Here is an 18,828-nt window from a genome sequence, read left to right as displayed (position 1 = left end):
CTCATATTATCTCTAATGCGTTTACATCCACCCCTCCACTCTTCCACCCAGCGTCTTCCCCTCCTACTTATCCTCTTCCACGGAGAGCATGGTCAGAGATGATACAGTGAAATGAGCGTTGTTGCCCCTGCGAGAGGTATACCTAGTTGGTCGCTTCGGAATATTGTTGACTAGCTTTCACGCCCTACAGCGGCTCCGCGACGAAGCGTGCGGTGCAGCCAAAGGACTTCCACCACCGCACTTCTGTTAGCCTTCGGCCCTGTGCCTGCAGCCGTCGTAAGCATCCGAGCCCGTTTCGCCCCTATGATAGCGCCTGCCGCGCCCTATAGCGCGATTCTTTCAACTCTAGTGCTGCTCTGGAATCGCGGCGTTTGGATGCAAATGAATCGTGCGCCTATGGAGGTTATTCGATGCGTACGTGAGCGATTAACGTGCACGCGGTATAAGCACCTGCCGCCGTGCTTTCTCATTTGCAAGTATCAGCGCGATAGCGCCGGCGAGCGCATCAGGCCCGTCGTCATGCGCTGCAAGCGAGTAGTGGATCAGCTGCTCCACGAGCTCCGGGTAGTCCTGGTTCCAGGTATCGAGAAAGAGCAGCTGCCCGTTGGAGTAGTACGGCTTGATCGCCCGGATGCGGGCGAGCTTCGGCGTTTCGGGGGATCTCTTCAAAAAACCAACGCCCCTTCTTTTCTTCACGATGCGGTGCAGTGTAGCCATGCGTGCCGATCCTTGCGTGCCTTCGGGCCGCCGACGCGCATTCCGCCGGCGGGGTGGATGCGGCGGCACGATGAAAGGCATAAGAGCAAGTGGACTTCTTCAATACAATAAAGGAAGTGTACAGTAGGGTAGTACATAGGAGGATGAAAAAGAATGGCCACAGGAGATGAAATTGGAAGAATCGTTGTTGTGCCTGCCCATTTACACCTGGGCAACATGGACTTAACCGGCGACCTTGGACGACTCTACGGCACGGCGGGCTTTACTATCGACTATCCTCGGACCATCATAGAAGCCGTGAAATCAGAGAAAATCACGACCGACGGCGAAGACGCGAAGAATGCCAAAAAATATGCACGCGCCTGCATTGAGCGATTCGGTATCGAGGGAGGAATTGCGGTAGATGTCAGAGAAACGATCCCAAAACACCTCGGCATGGGCTCTCAGACCGCACTGGCATTATCGATAGGTCGTGCACTATCCGAGCTTTACAACCGTCCTATCGACATGGAGGAGATGGCTATTGCGCTCGGCCGATCAGATATTGTTGCTCTCGGGTTTAACTCGTTCCAAAGAGGGGGCTTCATCGTCGACGGCGGCTACAAGCTAGAAGAGAAGGGGAGGCGGGTGCCGCCCTGTATCTTCAGATATCCGATCCCTGAGGACTGGCTCTTCGTCGTTTGCATACCGCACAAACCGATACCCGCGATACTGGAGCTAAAAGCGAACGAGGAAGAAGTACTACGCAACCTGAAGTCGATGCCTGAGCAGATGTCCGACCGGCTCTCGAGGATATTGATCATGCAGGTTATGCCCTCCATCATGGAGCATGACATAAAGACCTTCGGAAAATACATAACAGCGTACAACAGCCGCCTGGGAAGCTTCTGGGAAGAGTTTCAGGAAGGCAATACCTACTGCGACCCCATCGTCGAGTCGGGCATACACCTGCTCTTAGAGAACGGCGCGTATGGCGCTTGCCAAACCTGCTGGGGACCGACGTTCTATGGACTGGTGGACAACGAAGCGACCGCGCGGGAGCTTGTTGGAAAGCTAACGAGCTTCCTTGAGCCGCGAGGCGGTGGAGACGTCTTTTACACACCGGGGAACAATCAAGGAGCGACGATACGAAAATGGTAACTGCGATCGGCATAGACCCAGGCACCAAGAGCATGGACCTCTTTGGGTTTGATGATGCAACCAATGAGGTCTTCATCGACCTTGCAGTACCGCGCGCTGAAGTAACAAAGAATCCCGGGATCGTGCTGGATGCCATACAGGCACTAGAGCGGGATATTGATGTCATAGTCGGTCCAAGCGGCTACGGCCTGCCGATGGTAAAAGCCTCGGACGCAGTGGACGCGGAGATCAATGCCGCAACGTTCATCACGCAAGCCGACGTTGCAAGAAGGCTTAACATCGTCGGGTTACGAGAGTTGATGTTCCTCATGAAAGCATCAAACCTGAATATCTGGTTTCCGCCCGGTGTGATCATGCTGCCGACCGTGCCCGAATACCGAAAGATCAACCGAATCGACATGGGGACCGCGGACAAGGTCTTCACGGCCGTTTCCGGGGTGAGAGATCAAGCAGAGAAGTACGGTCTCGAGTACTCAGAAACTTCGTTCATTATTCTGGAGATCGGCTTCGGCTACACGGCTGCAATGGGCATAGAGAACGGTAAAATAGTCGACGGCGTCGGCGGAACTATGGGCGGCGTCGGGTACATGGGCATGGGCGCAATGGATGGCGAACTTGCCTACGCCTTGGCGAATACAATCGCGGATTTTTCGAAGATGCCGCTCTTCGATGGTGGTGCAGCAGCTATTGCAGCTGTAAATCCTCAGCAGATGTCAATTGAGGAATTCATTAGCAGCGCACGGAATTCCGAGCAGATGGCGCTCGCTTATTCCGCCATGCTCGAAGCGATACTCAAGGACACATATCTCATGCTCTCGTCAGTCCGCGAGCCACGGGAGATATTACTGAGTGGTCGGTTCACAAGGATAGACCCATTTGTTCAGGACGTGAGATCTGTACTGCATGATCATCTCGGCGAACTCGGAATCAACGCAGGGATAAGAACGCTGACAAGGGCCGGCGGTGCAGTAAAGGAAGCTGCAGAGGGCGCGGCAATTATCGCAAACGGCATAGGCGGTGGCAGATACGAGAGCCTGATCGAGACTATGGGGTTGCGAAAAAGTTCGGGAGGTGTTTTCAGCCACATTTACCTGAAGCCGGAAATCAAAGAACAAATAGAGAGAATATTCATGCGGTAACAGTTCATTAGATTTGAAATGCTCTAGCTCTAACGATAATAAATTGGGTTTTTTCTCCGACTTTAGGAGCGAGCAGAGGAGACGTAACTTCAGCTAGACAGGTTATTTTGAGAAAAAATGCCTCGACAGAAGCTTTCTTCACTTTCCATAAGCGTAAGGCTAGCGTGCACGCGGTATAAGCACCTGCCGTCGCGCTTTCTCATTTGCAAGTATCAGCGCGATCGCGCCAGCGAGCGCATCCGGGCCGTCGTCATGCGCTGCAAGCGGATAATGGATCAGCTGCTCGACGAGCTCGGGATAGTCCTGGTTTCAGGTATCGAGAAAGAGCAGCTGGCCGTTGGAGTAGTAGGGCTCGATCGCCTGTATGCGCGCGAGCTTCGGCGTGGTATGCCAGACGAGTTTGTGTGGCACGGTGACCCTGGCCGCCTGTTGCCGTTCACGCAGCACGAGCTCGAAGCTGCAGGGGTTGGGATCTGATTTAGCTTTGTCGAGCGAGTTCGCATCGATGCCGACCTGCTTGTAATTGAAGAAGCTCTGCAGCTCGACGAGCTTGTCGATGAGCTTAGAGTGCGCCGCTCTTGACAGATCGCAGTGGAATACGATCCAGGACCCGTCGTGCTTCAGAACGGTGACGATCGCGTAGTGCGGATCTGATTCAGCGAACGTCATTTGTGCGAAGCCTGCGACTCTGAGCCTTATGACAGGTCTAACAGTATGTAGAGCGATTGAGGTTGTAACTCTCACCTAAACGACGAGGTAAAGATGGGCGATCTCGCATGAAGCACGGCCGAGAGGATCACGATAGGTTCATACTGATGCCGCTTTTGAAGGAAGGAACGCTGAGCTCAGATGACGTGAAAGAAACTGCGTTTCGGGTTCACCCGGTGCAAAAGCGACGCTCTATCGAAACCGCTCCACCCCTACCCGATCACAATAGTTGCTTATCGGGCAGATACTGCACTTTGGACTGATCGGTGTGCAGACCCTCTGCCCGTGCATGACGAGCAGGTTATTGAAGACGATCCAGTGCTTTTCCGGCAGGATATCACGCAGCGCGAACTCCGTCTGCTCTGGCGTCTTCGTCTTCACCAACCCCAACCGGTTAGAGATGCGGTGCACGTGCGTATCGACCGCGATACCCTGCTTGTGAAAGCCCATGGTGATCACGATATTCGCGGTTTTGCGCCCGACGCCCTTCAACTGCAAGAGCTCGTCAAGTGTATCGGGCACGTTCGAGTCGTGCTCAGCGATCAGCGTCCGTGAGATCTCCCGGATCTGCTCAGCCTTGCGATGGTAAAACCCGACCGGGTAGATCAACGCTTCGATCTCAGCCTTCGTGAGCTGCACCATCGCCTCAGGCGTTGACGCACGTGCGAACAGCCGCTTCGATGCCGCGGCAGTCACCTCGTCCTTCGTGCGCAGGCTCAATACGCAGGAGATCAAGACCCGGTACGGGTCACGGGAGCGTGATACGTCCTCCAGTGCGGATACCGTGTTGAGATACCGCTCCTTGAGTATCTGCACGATCTGATCGAGCTCTATCTCGTTAGGCATTGCTTTCTTAACTCACTCCGCTGCTCTCACTTCCTCATCTATCTCACCCGAACGTTAAGTTAAATTCTTTCTGGCTGCATGCGCTGCACTGCGCTGCGCGCTTCAGTACGTCTGTCTCAGGACATATAGAGGAACTGCAGCTGAGATAACTGCAAAGACCGACGGTCGAAACGCTTTTATGCAACCGCAGACTACAGTATTCAGGAGGTACGAAGTATGAGGGATTTTTACTCGTTACCAAAGCTGCCGTACGGCAATAAGGATTTGGAACCTTACATCTCAGAGGCGCAATTGAGTATCCATCACCAGAAGCATCATCAGGCCTACGTCACAGGTGCGAACGGTATCCTCGAGCAGCTCGACGCGGCTCGGGATAAGGGCGCTGAGCTGGACCTGAAAGCGACCTTAAAGGGGCTTGCGTTCAATATCGGGGGACATCAACTCCATTCGCTCTTCTGGCAGAACCTTGCCCCCGCGGGCAAGGGTGGCGGAACGCCCGGTGGTATGTTGGGCGATGCGATCGCGCAGGATTTTGGTAGTTTCGAGCGGTTCAAGAAGGAGTTCACACAGGCTGCAGTGACCGTGGAAGGTTCCGGCTGGGCTGCACTCTCCCGCTGCCCGACGACGAAGCGACTGCTCATCATGCAGATCGAGAAGCACAACGTAAATCTCTATCCGGCTTATGCCATCCTCATGGATCTCGATGTCTGGGAGCACGCGTACTATATCGATTATAAAAACGCGCGTCCACAATTCGTCGAAGCGTTCTGGAGCGTGGTGAACTGGGACGAGGTCAATAAGCGGCTCGAGAAGGTCTAGCGGCTTTACGGCATACGCGGTTGTGTATATAACACGGTCTCGCCACAGCGTCGAGCATGAACGGCCGAAGAGCGAGCGAGGCTCCTTCTTGTTTGTGTCTGGGCGGCGGAAACTGCGCGCTGCGCTACCTACCGATTACCAGCGTTAGAAACTCGTCAGGTTATTTGGTGGATACCGCGGAATTGAATGGCTCTCACGAGATCCGTTCGTGAGACGATGCCCTGCATCTGGCCGTTCCGCATCACGAGCAGCCTGCCCAAATTACGCATGGACATGAGTTTGAGCGCATCATACGCCTCGGCATCAGGATCGATCGAGATGATGTCGCGCGTCATTACCTCACCGACCGTCGTGGTACTGCGGTTGGTGGGCGGCACCTGCTGGACGTCCGAAAAGGTAACGACACCGATAACCGGTACTGTGTCACGTTCCTGCACGGGATAGCCCATGTGCCGTGTCTCGAACATCAATCCGACCAGCTGCTCGACCGTCCACTGGGGCGGCACGGAGACCACATCCGGTACCCGGGTCATCAGGTCGCGCACCTTGACACCCTCGAGCGTAACGGACACCACAGCCGCTTTCTCCTCCTCGCCACCACCGAAATAGATAAAGACGGCAATGAGGAGCAAGAAGAGCTGAAACGTGAAGAGCCCAAAGATCGCCATCACAATGGCGAACATCTTGCCGACCGCAACGGCTCGTCGCGTCGCCTCGACATATGACATACGCGTTGCGAATGCCGCGCGGAGCAGCCGACCGCCATCCATGGGGAATGCTGGTATGAGATTGAAGAACCCCAGCAGGATGTTATAAAAGGCGAGGATGCCCAGCACGATGAGCACGGCGTTCGTCACGGTCGGGGCGATGACCGTCTCGCCACCGATCATAGGCCGCGTCACCGGCCCGAGGAAGCGATAAAGGGCGTAGGAGACGAAACCAATGCACAAACTGAGCACGGGACCCGCAGCTGAGATATTCGCTTCCATGCGCGGCTCTCGCGGGATCTCCTCCATCTGCGAGACGCCGCCGATGATGAAGAGCGTGATCCCTCGTACCTGCGCCCCGTAGTGCTGAGCGACGAATGAATGACTGAGCTCATGGAAGAGCAGGGTAGCGAAGAAGAGCACCGCGGCAACAGCGCCGAGCAGGTATTTGTACGCAGTTGAAACCGCCAGTGCGCCAAAGCCAATGGTTATGCCTGCGATGCTGAAATCGTTCGCGGCAAAGATCCAGATGACAAACGCGAGGATGATCAAGAACGTCACGTGCAATTGAATCGGAATTCCCCGAATACGCCCGATTTGAAGCGACCACTTCATGCTCGTAATCCCCGTTCAATACTAACAACACGCTAGCATATTTATACCTTGCCGCTCTGCATGCATCATGGAACCGTTTTTGTTCCGTTCAATGCGTTTACGATACTGATACCGGATCAGGCGCCCCGTTGCCCTGCAGAAGCGGCGGCTCACCCTTACTTGGCTGCTTCTGAGAATATTCTGCGTCGCTGGTAATACGCGAATTCCTCGGGAAACGGATAGGTGAACTCCTCTTCTCTTCTTGCCTCCCCCGGACCGCGATTCGTGGCCACGAATTTCGTGATCCCCGCGGCAGAGAGATAGTAGTAATATTCAACGAGCGTCGGGGTTTCCTCGCGGACATCCATAATGAGGCCGCGGTCTTTCAACTCGTAGAGGAGCTTTCGTACCTCTTTGGGAGCGACGCCAGCGGATCGGGCAAGGTCCAAATCACGGACACCCGCATCCATCGAGAGATTGGCTATAATGTTCACGCCCCGCTCGCCCCATTTGTCCTTAACCCGATGGAAGAGCTCGACACGCGCGTCTTCGCTGAGAAACTCCACACCACGCTCAATTTTATGCCGTTCGGTATCATCCTTTAACCGCTCAAGGTTATCCTTCACCGATTTGGGCAGATAGGTGCGATAATGGGGTCGGTCCCGTCGCTTGTGGATACGCAGTTCCCCCAGGCCCAGTTCCTTCACCATGAGTGAGATATCCGTTAGAAAGCCCGCTGATCGTGAGATGAGCTCATACGTTCGACGCGGTTTGTCAAGCTCGAAGAGCATCTCGAGCACCAGTATCTGCGCCAGCTCACGTTCAAGCTGCGGCAGCGATTCCCACTGCGCTTTCATACGCTCGGGAAGCCTGAACGAGGCTCTCGCATCCGCAGGGACGCGATAATGATGTGCAACGATCTCACGGATACTGCAGGGTATTCGAGTACTGTGAAACAGCCCGAAGGTGTGGTAGAGATTCTTGAAGACCGTCTTCCGGTACTTGCGCGGGTGAATGACGCCGTCCTCGGAGCATTTCAGAAGCATACGGAGCGCAATAACGTCGAAATCAGGGGAGAGTTCGAGCGGGATCTTGTACCGGTTCTTGTAATACGGAACGATTTTAACACCCGGCGGGATTGAATAGCTCGCAATGGCTCCCTGCTCCTCGGCGTCGTGGCCGGTGAGGTCGGTGATCGCGATAAGTGCCCATTGCGGTATATTGATCGCACCTCTCTCCCATGCTTTGACCGCTCGCGCGAGCGAGAAGTGATCCGGGTAGCTCCGCCCGTAAGCGGCGTAGACCGCTGTACCGTGCTCATTCCGTTCCATGACACGCTCGTACCAGGGCCAGAGGTAGATCGCCATCTCCAGATCCCTGAGGGAAAGCGCATTCTTCCGGCGCCGTCCCTCGTACCGTAGGTCGAGCGCCCGCGCGAGATCGGCGACGTGCACACGGGCGAAATAGTCCGTTCCAATCACCCACTCACCCGCGCGCTTCTCCACGAGCCCGTGCTCGCGGAGCCAGGCCAAAGCGTGGTAGACGGAATACGGCGAAAAATGGGCGGCGCTCTTCAGAATCGCTTTGGTCGTAAAAGGCCCTTGGTCGAGCTTTTTAACGATCCTCCCACGCAGCGGGCCCAGAACAAATTCGTACCGTGAGGTCTCGAATTCGGACTCTGTAACGCGCCAGAAATCATCCGGTGAGAGATCTACACCGAGCTGACCGACCCGGTCAGTGAAGTGCGAAAAGACTCTCCGCCGGAAGCTCGCGGTAAGCTCGAACCTGATAAAGGGCGGGAAGTCACGGAGGTGAATCGCTTCGCGCGTCACGGCCGTTTTCTCCATTTAATTATATTTTTATATTTTAAACTATAAAAAATATTTGCCCGGAGGAATAGATAAATTTAAATACTCGACACGCTACTTCAGATCATGCAGCAGGGCGATCCCCGGTCTGATATCTTGCAGGTGCTGAGGCGGCAGGAGGCGTGCGTCGATGAATTAAGTTCGCAACTGGGCATCTCGTCCACCGCCGTTCGGCAGCATCTCGCGATCCTCGAGCGCGATGGGCTCGTGGCGCGTACGCCCGTGCACAAGAAGGTTGGACGGCCAAAGCTCTTCTATTCGCTCTCATCAGAAGGTGAAGAATACTTCCCCAAGGCCTATTACCAGGTCCTAACCAGGATTATCGCTGATATACTCGCGCGTGAAGGCCCTGAGGACGTGCAAGCACTGATGGGTCGGTTGGGGGCGCAGCACGCAGCGAAGTTCAAAGAGCGGGTGGGGCACGACGGCAACGTGCATGAGCTCATGAATGTGTTGAACGAGCTGGGGTGCTGTGCTGAGCTGGCGCGCGAAAATGGCCATACAATACTTAAGGAATACAACTGTCTCCTCTACAAGGTCGCGATGGAGTTCGGTGATATCATTTGCACGTTCAACGCGAAGTTCATTGAGACCTTGCTCGATACTCCCGTGACGATGCGAGATTGCATCGCACGAGGTGACCGATACTGCTCGTTTGTCATCCAGACGAAATAGCTCTTGAAATTATCAGAACGGCAGGAGCAGGGGGGTACTGGAGTAGATCATCCTGAACGCGATGTAGAACATCACCGCAGCAAAGAGATACCGTAACTCCCTTGCGGGTACGATGTGCGCCGTACGCGCTCCGAGCTGCGCGACCGGGATGCTGGTCACCGCCAAACAGGCGAAGATGAAAAGATTAAGGTAGCCCACGGAGTACGGTGGGAGCTCGAGGACTGCAAGCCCGTTGAGGAGGTAGCCAAGCGCACCACTACAGCTCGTGAAGATGATCACGGCAAGCGAGGTTCCTATCGCGTGGTGCAGCTTGAATTTGAGCCCCATAACGAGCGCAGGCACCATGATGGTCCCACCGCCGATCCCGATGAGGCCGCTGAGCAGGCCCACGCTAAGGCCCGTGAGCGCCCAAGCAAGCGGCCGCGTCTTCAGCTCCGCTTCTTCTTCTCCCGCCTCAGCCCCGTGCAGCTTCCCGATCACCATCTGAATACCACCGATGGCGAGTACGATCCCGAAGAGCGGTTTCAAGATCGCTGCAGTGAGGAATTGGGCGGTGATCGTGGAGCCGGTAAGCGCACCGAGCGATCCGAAGAGCCCCATAACGAGCGCGGCCTTCCACCATACCGCACGCTTCCTGGTATGTATCCAGGTGCCGCTGATCGCGGTAGGGAAGACCACAAGCAGCGCGGAGCCGAAGGCAAGCTTGATCGCGGTATCAGAAGTCACGTCCATTGCCGTGAGGAGCCAATACACGACGGGAACCATAATGAAGCTCCCGCCAATTCCGAGCAGCCCTTCACCGAAGCCCACCGCGATCCCGGTCACGGCAAGGATTATGAGCGCGATCAGCAGTTCCATGTTTGTTGTATGAAACAAAGAGTTCACAGTTCTTTAGGATTGCTACTCGCCTCGTTTTTGGATGCCCTCTGCAGCAAGATTGAAAAAGTCTCAGCTTGAAAATGTCCGGTCATGAATGTCGTATACTCATGTTTGTTTGCACAGCCGCGATCGATAGCACCTTTGGCGGGGGGTGAGCTATATCTCTCTGTTCGTTCCTGAAGGAGGAGCGGAACTAGCTGGTTTTGCTTACAGATCATTGTAGCAGGTTACAGCTACCCGATCACCTTCCTCCACGCCTTCCTTATTAGCCGCTATCACCGCAAAACCGTTCGATTTCGTCATGCTCGAGAGGATACCCGAGCCGCTCACGCGCACGGGCTCCACAGCATAATCGTCGCCATCACGAAGCACCCGAACCCGTACAAAATCAGTTCTTCCCACGGTTGACGGGATCTTCTTGCGTGCAGTTGCACCAATGATTCGGCGTTCATCCGCGAGACCGTGCAGGGCGTAAAGGAACGGCCGAACGAGCAACTCAAACGCAGCGATCGTCGCCACTGGATAGCCCGGGAGGATATATATCGGCTTGCTCTTGATAAGGCCGAACCCGACCGGTTCGCCCGGCCGAATAGCCACGCCATGAAAGAGCAACTCACCCAGCTCTTCTACCGCGTCCGCGACGTAGTCCCGGGAGCCGACTGAGCTGCCCCCGGTCACCAGGAGCACATCGCAGGTACCGTCCAACGACTGCCGTATACTGTTCAGTATCGCGGTGTAATCGTCGCGTACAATCCCGATGCGATAGGGGCTTGCAATGGATTGCGTAAGCGCGGTCAGTACGTAACTGTTCGCATCTGCGATCTTCTTCAGCTTTAGATCGTTTAGCTCCGCGGGATTAGCGAGCTCATCGCCTGTCGATAGTATACCGATCCGCGCTTTCCGACATACCTGCACCGTCGTGAGCCGCAGCGAGGCGAGCAAGCCGATATCGTGAGGCCGGAATCTCTTCCCGGCTTTCAGTACGATTTCGCCCTTCTTCACGTCCTCGCCCCGTGCGGAGACGTTCTTCCCGGGCGTCACCGGCTTGTAAATATCCACCATATCGCCCCGTTCCTTGGTATACTCGAGCATAACGACCGCGTTACTGCCCTCTGGTATCGGCATCCCGGTCGCGATGGGCGCGCATTCGCCGGTCCTTAACGCCACCTGAGGGCCGCTTTCGCCCTCTGAAGAGGATCGTATCAGCTTCAAAGTCACTGGAGTACGTGGTGTTGCTCCGAATGAGTCCTCACCCCGAACCGCATATCCATCCATCGCGGCACGATCAAAGGGCGGGCTATCAACAGGTGAACGAACGTCTTCGGCTAGCACTCTGTTCAATGCTTCGTCAAACCTGATAATCTCCGCGCCCATCCGGTGCGCATGCGCGACCACCACCTGCAGCGCCTCATCATAGGAGATAAGTGTGCGAAATAGTTTCATGATGCTTATTCACGCTCCTCCAATATCGTTCTTCCACGCAGGTACACCGTGACGATACCCGCGTCGGTCAATCGCCGCCTCAAGAGCTCATCGTTAGTGAGTACTGCGGCCCCGCGACGAGCCGCTAAGCGGATAAGAGCCGTGTCAGTATCGCTTCCTCCTTCCGCTCCCACCTCGGGCTCCAGCACGACGGTGCATCCGCTCTGCTCGCGTCTACGGTTCGTGTCACGAACGTAATCCTGTAACAGCGCGTACCCGACAGCGGCCGCTCTCCGCTCCTTACCCTTCAAGCTCGCTCTTGCTCTGAGCGCCTCCAGCTCGTTCAGTACCAACCGGGGCACGATAATAGCGGTATAGCCCAGGCGCTCCAGCTCCGCAAAGATATCCACGCCAAATTCCCCCGGTATCAATAGTGCATTGGTGTCCACGATGACGCTCTTCCCTGGCACGGTCTCCGTAACCTAAACTGATCCGGAACGTGAAATAAGTTACGTGGTGCTCCGGAGCGCATTATCGGCGTTTAAACCGCTTCTCTATCTCCTTCTTGCTCAGCCGGATCATCGTTGGTCGCCCATGCGGGCAGGTAAACGGCATCTTCGTCCTCTTCAAGCGCTCCACGAGCTCGCGCATCGCCTCGTACGACTGCTTCTCGCCCGCCTTGATACTCGCTTTACACGCCGCGGTACTGAAGAGCACCTTTATCCGCTCCTCACGTTTGCCGGACTCATCCACCAACTGCAGCATGACCTCCGGGAGCTCTGCTTCACCGATCATGCCGTGAAAAACGATGGGAATCGCACGGATTACGTAACTGTCATCGCCCAGACGGTCGAGATCGAAGCCCATCTCACGGAGCACCGCCTCATTCTCCCTGAGCACGTAGCGTTGATGCGGACTGAGGTCTGGCACGAGCGGTCGCAAAAGCGCTTGCTGCTCTATTCGGCTGCCGTAACGTAGTAGCAAACGCTCATAAGTGATCCGTTCTGCAGCCGCGTGTTGGTCGATCAAAAGCACGTCCTCAGTCTCGCTCTGCGCAACAATGTAACTATCGAGTACCTGATACAGCGGAAGAGGAAGAATGTCTAGATCGGTGCTTTCGCGCTGATCATCACCCTCAGTCTCAGGATACACCTCATGGAACGAGGTCTGTACACTGATGGTTGCCGGTTTTCGCTCTTCTTGCAATCCAAAGAGCGTGGCGGCTCGGGGTGCTTTGCGTATCTCGCGTTGCGCCATCTCGGGTATGAGATCCGCGGAACGCAACGTGGCGGTCACCGCATTTGCGATGAGCTGAAAGACCTCATCAGCATGGTAGAACTGTATCTCGTGCTTTTTGGGGTGGATGTTCACATTCATCTCGCCCGGGTCTATGATGAGTGAAACTACCGCAAAGGGATACGCGTGCTTCGGTAGCAGTGACAGATAACCCCGCTTTATCGCGCGCTCTATGAGCTCGCTCCGCACGAAGCGCTGATTCACGTAGGTGAAGAGATGTCCCTTCGTGCTGTAGGAGAGGACGGGCTTCGAGATATAGCCGGTGAGCGTGAACGGTGGAAGTGAATGAGTTGGGTTCGCGAGCGACTTTAGCTCGAGCAGCGCGGTCGCAACGCCGCTGCCGTAGGCGGTAACGATGGCATCGAGCATGCTTCCCGTGCCAAGGGTAGTCAGGATGGGGGTGTTATCATGAATGAGCTCAAATTTGATCTCCGGGTAGATGACCGCGTAGTTGATGCAGACGTCGACGACGTGCCGGAGTTCCGTGGATCTCGATTTGAGCGTGCCGATTCGTGCAGGGAGATTATAAAAGAGGCTCTTTACCTCGATGCTCGTGCCCACCCCGCGCGTGATGCGCCGCCGCTCTTTTACCGCGCCACCCGCAATGGTGAGCTGGGTGCCGAAAGCCTCGCTCGCATGCCGTGTACTCACGGACACCCGTGAGACTGCTGCGATACTCGGTAACGCCTCACCGCGGAAGCCCAGCGTATGCAGCGATAGCAGATCCTCAATCTGTTTTATCTTACTTGTCGCGTGCTTCTCAAAGGCAACCTCCACATCCTCTTCGCTGATACCACCGCCATCGTCTGTGACCCGGATAAGCGCTCTACCGCCATTGCCCAGCTCCACACGTATATGGCTGCTCCCCGCATCGATCGAGTTCTCGATCAGCTCTTTTACGACCGATGCAGGACGATCAACGACCTCACCCGCAGCGATTTTACCGATCGTCTGCTCCTCAAGGGTAAAAATGCTTCTCATAGCGTAGCCTGGTCATACCGGCACGGTAAGTCACATGCTCGATAACTTCGCTAACGCGTTCGTTTATAGGGCAGGCGAGGCTGATTGGCGATTTGGTGTCGATAATCACCAAAGCGAGGGGAAACCCCGGCGAAGCTGGTGAGTGATTGCTGCTTGCGCAGATACGTGACATGCCGGAACTTCCGCAGGATCTCATCCAACCGTTTTCGTTGCTCTTCAGCGGAAATGCCCTCTTCTCCGTCGCCTTCTTCCGCAATATCGTTATATAACTCTTCGATGAGCGCAAAGAGCTCTAGGAGCTCAGTATCATCGAAATACGTGCTGACGAGCTCCTGCAGTTCATCATAAACCGCTTTCAGTGCTTTCTTGAGGCTTCTGTCACTCTGACCCCGTAAGCACATCTCGCAGTCGCTCAACTCGCGCTCGAGTCGATCGAGCGTCCAGCCGCTGGCCAAAAGGCGCACCTGGGGATAGAATCGTTTGACATACTCGGGCTTATGAGTCAGAATATTGCGGAGACTGACGAGCCCAATGAGCACGCCATTTTCGATGACTGGCAGTCGCTTGATGCGCTTCTCAGCCGCGATTTCACTGGCCGCATCGAGCGTCGTATCCGGTGCCACCGAGATCAGCGGCGAGGTCATGATCTCTTTTGCCCGCACTTCACCGGCCCGCTTATCAAGGAGCACGTTCAAAGCAACGTCTCGCTCGGTCACGATCCCGACCGGCTTGCCATCCGCAGTGACAACGATACTACCGATCTCCAGCTCTGCCATTTTCCTCACGATCTCGGTGACCAGTGCATCTTCGTCTACCGTGATGACGGGATGGCTCATCACATCGCGAACTTTCAGCTCTCTTTGATCTTCCTCCGTGGGCATACTTCTCATCCTTCTTCTCGTTTTAGCGGGTAGCTCGAATGCGACCGTATCTGCTCGAGGACACGGGGTGAGTCTGCGAATAACGCACCGAGATCCACGGTTCCGACCACATCCACCACACCTAACACCGCAACAGCTTCCCCTGCGGGATTTCGAATCGGAGCAACAACTACCGGTACATGCGCATACCTACCGGTAAGCGGTGTCGTGCGTATAGTCCGATTTTCCGCCAGCACGCGCTCCAGGACAGGGCCGGAGTACTCGAACTCGAGCACTTTTCCCTTCTCGACGCAGACCCCCCGCTTATTCTTGCTCCGCATCGTGACCGGAATGACCAGCAATTCATTCACGGCTGTGGCAATCGGTGCGAGTTCTTCCGCCGTGGAATCTTCATGTATCATGCATATTCTCCACTTCTCCCGAACATCCCCGCTGAGGTATCGAGCGGGAAACAACTGCATCCTAACGTATCACTCACCGAGAAGAGTGCACGTAGTAAATAAAAACCGTCACCCTTATTTAAAACTTCCAGGACCATAAGCCCGGGAAAACCGCATTGAACGAACGTGATTAGCGGATAGTGAGCTATCGCGGGAGATTACCGGGAGAAAAGACGAACGCACGCTTCTATCCAACTGAAGCAGATGCAGCGGAGCACCATCCAATCAGTTCGCAACACGCTTTTCGGCCATCAGCTGCATGATCGCCGTTTTGAATGCTGTTGAAAGACGTGCTGCCCGCTCTTCGAGCAGCCGTTCGCACTCTCTCCGACGTTTAACCGTCACGATATCCGAGACGAGGAACTCCGTTTCGTAAATCTCCGCCTTGATAATCTCGACTTCTGCAGGCTCAGTGATCTGGAATCGCACGAACATCTTGCTCATCAAGCCCCGTTCCGTCTCTTTCAGATGCACCTCGGCCAGCAGTGAAGCGTTACTAGTGAGATCCTCTCTATATACCGGATAGACGAGGTCTTCCAGTATCTCATCGGGCGAGTTTGCCAAGAGGTCATCGGGGTAAACGATGAGACCGATGTCTAGATCCACTACGTGAAGTGATCCGTCAGGTTGTGCCGAGCGTAATAGCTCATTCACCAGCGCTCTAACACACTCGTTCAGATCCCCCTTAGTCACGTCCTGATCCGGATATTCGAACACCATGAGGAAAGTGGAACCAGAGAGAGTTCCCTTTAAATAGCTTTCGGTTAGTATTCATTTCCCCGCAGAGTTGAATTGGTCAACAGAAGTAACTTTATGCAAAGTTTCTGAAGAAATCGAAAAGTTTATAAGATGCTGTGAGAACGTAACTCTGGCATGGAACGTGAGGACACCTTACTCAAGGAGGCGCACATTCTGTTACATCCCCTCCGGTATCGGATGGCCGCGCTACTCGCAGAGCGGCCTCTGAACCTGCAGGAGCTCATTGACACGCTGGGCGAAGACCGCCGCCTGATCTCCTATCATCTCCTCATTCTGGAGGAGCACGGCTTCGTTACCGGAACCTTTGGGCTCGATCGCTCCGAACAGAGGAAATCGAGTAGCGTGAGTGTAGCATATGGGGTCACCGAGAAGGGGCGCATCTCCTATCAATTCCTCATGCTCGAAGCGGAAGGCGTCGTCGGTGACAAGACCGGACGGCCGTTACCGCCCGTGCTGAAAGGGTGCATTGCACGAGAATACCAGACGACAGGGAAAGCAGATGGTGTGCTCGCGGAGCTCAAGGGAATCCTCTCAGTCATCCGTAGCTCTGCTTTGAGAAGATGAGTGCGTCTTTGTCGTGCGTAACGTAAGGAGCAAGATTCGCGCGAGCGCAGGTGACTTAAGAAGAGGTGCTCTCGGTATGTGATCAAACAAACCAACAAAAGCGAACGGTCTCTGCCGGCAGTACAGGACGAGAGGGGTATGGAACTCGGAGAGGGGTTGCTAACGGAGGCCCTGTGCTGTCTCATCCGGCTCGATACTGGATGGTGCAGCTGCTCGCTCAAGGGCTACGGTACATCAAGGGATCAGCAAAGCGCTGGGCGAAGTGCGACAACTTGTTTCCTAACCTCTGCTGACGCTGGAGAAGTTCGGCATCGCGGAAAGCACATACGATATCTCTGAGCATCCGAAGTCATCGGAAGTCGAAGGGCGCATGCATGGCATGGTCACGGTAAGTGCTGGTAAGGCCCATCAGCAACTTTAAAGGCGTGAAAAGACCTTCCGCTTATACAGCATGCTCGATCGGCTCTTCAACCCGCGAAGTATTGCGATAATAGGTGCCACACCGAAAGCGGGCAAGGTGGGTAACACGATCCTCAGGAATGTGTGTGCGGTTCACCACTCTACAAGGACGGCCGGCGAGACACCCCCGCAAATTTACGCGGTCAATCCGAAGTACACGGCGGTACTGGATCTTCCGTGCTACCCGTCGGTCACCCGAATCGAGGAGCGTGTGGATCTCGCGGTGATTGTGGTGCCTGCCTGCCATGTCCCGGAACTACTTGAGCAGTGCGGCAGCAGCAGCATTACGAACGCTATTGTCATCTCCGCGGGCTTTAAAGAGGCGGGGCGAGACGGCGCGGTTCTTGAAGCCGAACTCATCCGAATCAGCAAGCGCTACGGCATTCAGCTCGTCGGCCCGAACTGCTTGGGCGTCATCAACACGCACGCGGGCCTGAACGCGACGTTCGGTACGGTGATGCCAGCGAGCGGAAAGATCGCATTTCTGAGCCAGTCCGGCGCGTTCGCCCTGGCAGTCATTGACTGGGCGATACCGGCGAGGATGGGGCTGAGCAAGCTGGTCTCGCAGGGGAATAAGGCGGTGCTCGACGAGAGCGACTTTATCGAGTTCCTGGCCACGGACGACGAGACCGATGTGATCACGATGTATCTTGAGGACATCCGCGACGGGCGGCGGTTCATGGAGCTCGCGCGAAGCATCTCGGAGACGAAGCCCGTGGTGGTGATGAAGAGCGGGAAGACCGAAGCGGGCACGAAGGCGGCCTCAAGCCATACCGGGAGCATCGCCGGCAGCGTTGACGCTTACCGTACAGCCTTCCGTCAAACCGGCGTGATCGAAGCGAACTCGATCAGCGAGCTCTTCGACTTTTCGCTCACCCTCGCGCGTATCCGGCACATTACAGGCGGTGTCGCGGTGGTCACGAACTCCGGCGGCCCCGGTGTGATGGCTGCGGACGAGATCGGGCGCCTTGGACTCCCGTTCGCCGCCTTCAATCGCGCGACGATCGAGCATCTGCGCGCCCTGGATCTGGCGAACGTGTACAACCCCGTGGACGTACGTGGCGATGCGGATTCCGAGAAGTTCGCTCATGCCCTTACTATCGTCGCCGCGGACAATCGCGTGGGTGCGATCATCGCGATACTCTCGCCAACCGCGCCGATCGCATTTGAAACCGCAGGCGACCACGTCCTGAAGGTGAATGAGCACACACCGGTTATACCCGTCTTCATGAGCGCTGACGCGATCGCGTCGACCGTGGAACGGCTAAAGCAGCACGGCATCACGAATTATTTTGATCCTGTGCGCGCGGTAGACGCGCTCTACGCGGTAATGAGGTACAGCGAACGGCGCACGAAGGTATCGGCAGTACCTCCGCGCTTCACCGTTGACCGATCCGCAGTCGAGCGAATACTGGCGCTGCGAGATCGTGAGGAGACGGGAATGGGGTTGGTATCCGCAGGGTTCGCCGTATTGGAGGCGTATGGCATCCCCGTCTCACCATACGGCGCCGCGAAAACGGCGGATGAGGCGCTCGTGATCGCGGACCGCATCGGCTATCCCGTCGTGATGAAGGTGCTCTCACCGGATATCATGCACAAAACGGATGTCGGCGGCGTGAAGCTGGGTATCGAACGTGATATGGTACGAGAAACGTTCTTCGAGCTTGTGCACCGGGCAGAACGTTACACGAGCGCGCGACGCATTGAGGGCGTGCTCGTCCAGAAGGAGATCGACGGTGGGCGTGAAGTGATCATCGGTCTGAAGCGAGACGCGCACTTCGGGCCGCTGCTCATGTTTGGCCTTGGTGGTATGTCGAGTAGAGCTCATAGCCTACCTCTTGATGGAGTAATAGCTCCGGGGTGACTATGAGCCCCCTCACAGAACCGGACGTGAAGTTTTCCCTCATCCGGCTCTTCAGGAGCGCATCCTCTAC

18 protein-coding genes are annotated in these 18,828 nt (G+C 55.7%); 6 read left to right on the top strand and 12 right to left on the bottom strand.

The annotated features are described in order from the left end of the window. Positions 1 to 426: 426 nt before the first annotated feature. Positions 427 to 798, bottom strand: coding sequence for a hypothetical protein (locus ENN68_01240; GenBank protein HDS44719.1), 372 nt, complete (start codon positions 796 to 798; stop codon positions 427 to 429). 72 nt (positions 799 to 870) lie between these two features. On the opposite strand from ENN68_01240, the gene ENN68_01235 reads away from it, so the two are divergent. Both ENN68_01235 and ENN68_01230 read left to right on the top strand, forming a co-directional pair. Next, on the top strand, positions 871 to 1,857 hold the full coding sequence (locus ENN68_01235; GenBank protein HDS44718.1) for a GHMP kinase: 987 nt from the start codon (positions 871 to 873) through the stop codon (positions 1,855 to 1,857). Further along, positions 1,851 to 2,996: a DUF1464 domain-containing protein gene (locus tag ENN68_01230; protein HDS44717.1), complete on the top strand. Its 1,146-nt coding sequence runs from the start codon at positions 1,851 to 1,853 to the stop codon at positions 2,994 to 2,996. Before ENN68_01235 ends, ENN68_01230 begins: the two co-directional genes overlap by 7 nt. A gap of 309 nt (positions 2,997 to 3,305) precedes the next feature. On the opposite strand, the gene ENN68_01225 is transcribed toward ENN68_01230, so the two are convergent. Further along, positions 3,306 to 3,665 carry a hypothetical protein gene (locus ENN68_01225; protein ID HDS44716.1) on the bottom strand — a complete coding sequence of 120 codons (360 nt, stop codon included), beginning with the start codon at positions 3,663 to 3,665 and terminating at the stop codon, positions 3,306 to 3,308. A 231-nt stretch (positions 3,666 to 3,896) separates the two neighbouring features. Next, positions 3,897 to 4,550: an endonuclease III gene (locus ENN68_01220; protein ID HDS44715.1), complete on the bottom strand. Its 654-nt coding sequence runs from the start codon at positions 4,548 to 4,550 to the stop codon at positions 3,897 to 3,899. A 216-nt stretch (positions 4,551 to 4,766) separates the two neighbouring features. Here ENN68_01220 and ENN68_01215 point away from each other — a divergent pair, with 216 nt between their 5' ends. Continuing rightward, positions 4,767 to 5,369 carry a superoxide dismutase gene (locus tag ENN68_01215; protein ID HDS44714.1) on the top strand — a complete coding sequence of 201 codons (603 nt, stop codon included), beginning with the start codon at positions 4,767 to 4,769 and terminating at the stop codon, positions 5,367 to 5,369. Positions 5,370 to 5,524: 155 nt separating this feature from the next. Here the strand turns inward: ENN68_01215 and ENN68_01210 are convergent, their stop codons facing one another. Together ENN68_01210 and ENN68_01205 are read right to left on the bottom strand one after the other, a co-directional pair. Then, positions 5,525 to 6,691 carry a CBS domain-containing protein gene (locus tag ENN68_01210; GenBank protein HDS44713.1) on the bottom strand — a complete coding sequence of 389 codons (1,167 nt, stop codon included), beginning with the start codon at positions 6,689 to 6,691 and terminating at the stop codon, positions 5,525 to 5,527. A gap of 155 nt (positions 6,692 to 6,846) precedes the next feature. Then, the gene (locus ENN68_01205) at positions 6,847 to 8,517 is read right to left on the bottom strand and encodes a hypothetical protein (protein HDS44712.1); all 1,671 of its coding nucleotides are present in this window, start codon (positions 8,515 to 8,517) and stop codon (positions 6,847 to 6,849) included. An 87-nt stretch (positions 8,518 to 8,604) separates the two neighbouring features. Here ENN68_01205 and ENN68_01200 point away from each other — a divergent pair, with 87 nt between their 5' ends. After that, a complete protein-coding gene (locus ENN68_01200; GenBank protein HDS44711.1) occupies positions 8,605 to 9,213 on the top strand; it encodes an ArsR family transcriptional regulator in 609 nt (202 codons plus the stop codon). A gap of 12 nt (positions 9,214 to 9,225) precedes the next feature. Here ENN68_01200 and ENN68_01195 read toward each other — a convergent pair whose 3' ends face one another. The 7 genes from ENN68_01195 to ENN68_01165 form a co-directional block, all read right to left on the bottom strand. Next, positions 9,226 to 10,071 carry a sulfite exporter TauE/SafE family protein gene (locus tag ENN68_01195; protein HDS44710.1) on the bottom strand — a complete coding sequence of 282 codons (846 nt, stop codon included), beginning with the start codon at positions 10,069 to 10,071 and terminating at the stop codon, positions 9,226 to 9,228. Between the two features lie 228 nt (positions 10,072 to 10,299). Beyond that, complete coding sequence (locus tag ENN68_01190; protein HDS44709.1) at positions 10,300 to 11,535, bottom strand: molybdopterin molybdenumtransferase MoeA; 1,236 nt, start codon at positions 11,533 to 11,535, stop codon at positions 10,300 to 10,302. A gap of 5 nt (positions 11,536 to 11,540) precedes the next feature. Continuing rightward, entirely contained in the window at positions 11,541 to 11,984 is a 444-nt protein-coding gene (locus tag ENN68_01185) for a DNA-binding protein (GenBank protein HDS44708.1), read from the bottom strand. 61 nt (positions 11,985 to 12,045) lie between these two features. Beyond that, positions 12,046 to 13,791, bottom strand: a complete 1,746-nt coding sequence (gene mutL, locus ENN68_01180; GenBank protein ID HDS44707.1) for a DNA mismatch repair endonuclease MutL — start codon at positions 13,789 to 13,791, stop codon at positions 12,046 to 12,048. Positions 13,792 to 13,841: 50 nt separating this feature from the next. Then, a complete protein-coding gene (locus ENN68_01175; protein ID HDS44706.1) occupies positions 13,842 to 14,681 on the bottom strand; it encodes a CBS domain-containing protein in 840 nt (279 codons plus the stop codon). After that, complete coding sequence (locus ENN68_01170; protein ID HDS44705.1) at positions 14,678 to 15,073, bottom strand: DUF2111 domain-containing protein; 396 nt, start codon at positions 15,071 to 15,073, stop codon at positions 14,678 to 14,680. The genes ENN68_01175 and ENN68_01170 overlap by 4 nt, the downstream gene beginning before the upstream one ends. 264 nt (positions 15,074 to 15,337) lie before the next feature. Then, positions 15,338 to 15,832, bottom strand: a complete 495-nt coding sequence (locus ENN68_01165; GenBank protein ID HDS44704.1) for a hypothetical protein — start codon at positions 15,830 to 15,832, stop codon at positions 15,338 to 15,340. Between the two features lie 153 nt (positions 15,833 to 15,985). On the opposite strand from ENN68_01165, the gene ENN68_01160 reads away from it, so the two are divergent. Then, positions 15,986 to 16,435, top strand: a complete 450-nt coding sequence (locus ENN68_01160) for an ArsR family transcriptional regulator (GenBank protein HDS44703.1) — start codon at positions 15,986 to 15,988, stop codon at positions 16,433 to 16,435. A gap of 451 nt (positions 16,436 to 16,886) precedes the next feature. Next, positions 16,887 to 18,758 carry a CoA-binding protein gene (locus ENN68_01155; protein ID HDS44702.1) on the top strand — a complete coding sequence of 624 codons (1,872 nt, stop codon included), beginning with the start codon at positions 16,887 to 16,889 and terminating at the stop codon, positions 18,756 to 18,758. Positions 18,759 to 18,828: the final 70 nt, after the last annotated feature.

It is taken from the genome of Methanomicrobia archaeon (assembly GCA_011049045.1).
Classification (GTDB): Archaea; Halobacteriota; Syntropharchaeia; order Alkanophagales; family Methanospirareceae; genus JACGMN01.
The sequence above is the reverse complement of the archived record's forward strand: the minus strand, read 5'-3'. Positions and strand labels throughout refer to the sequence as shown.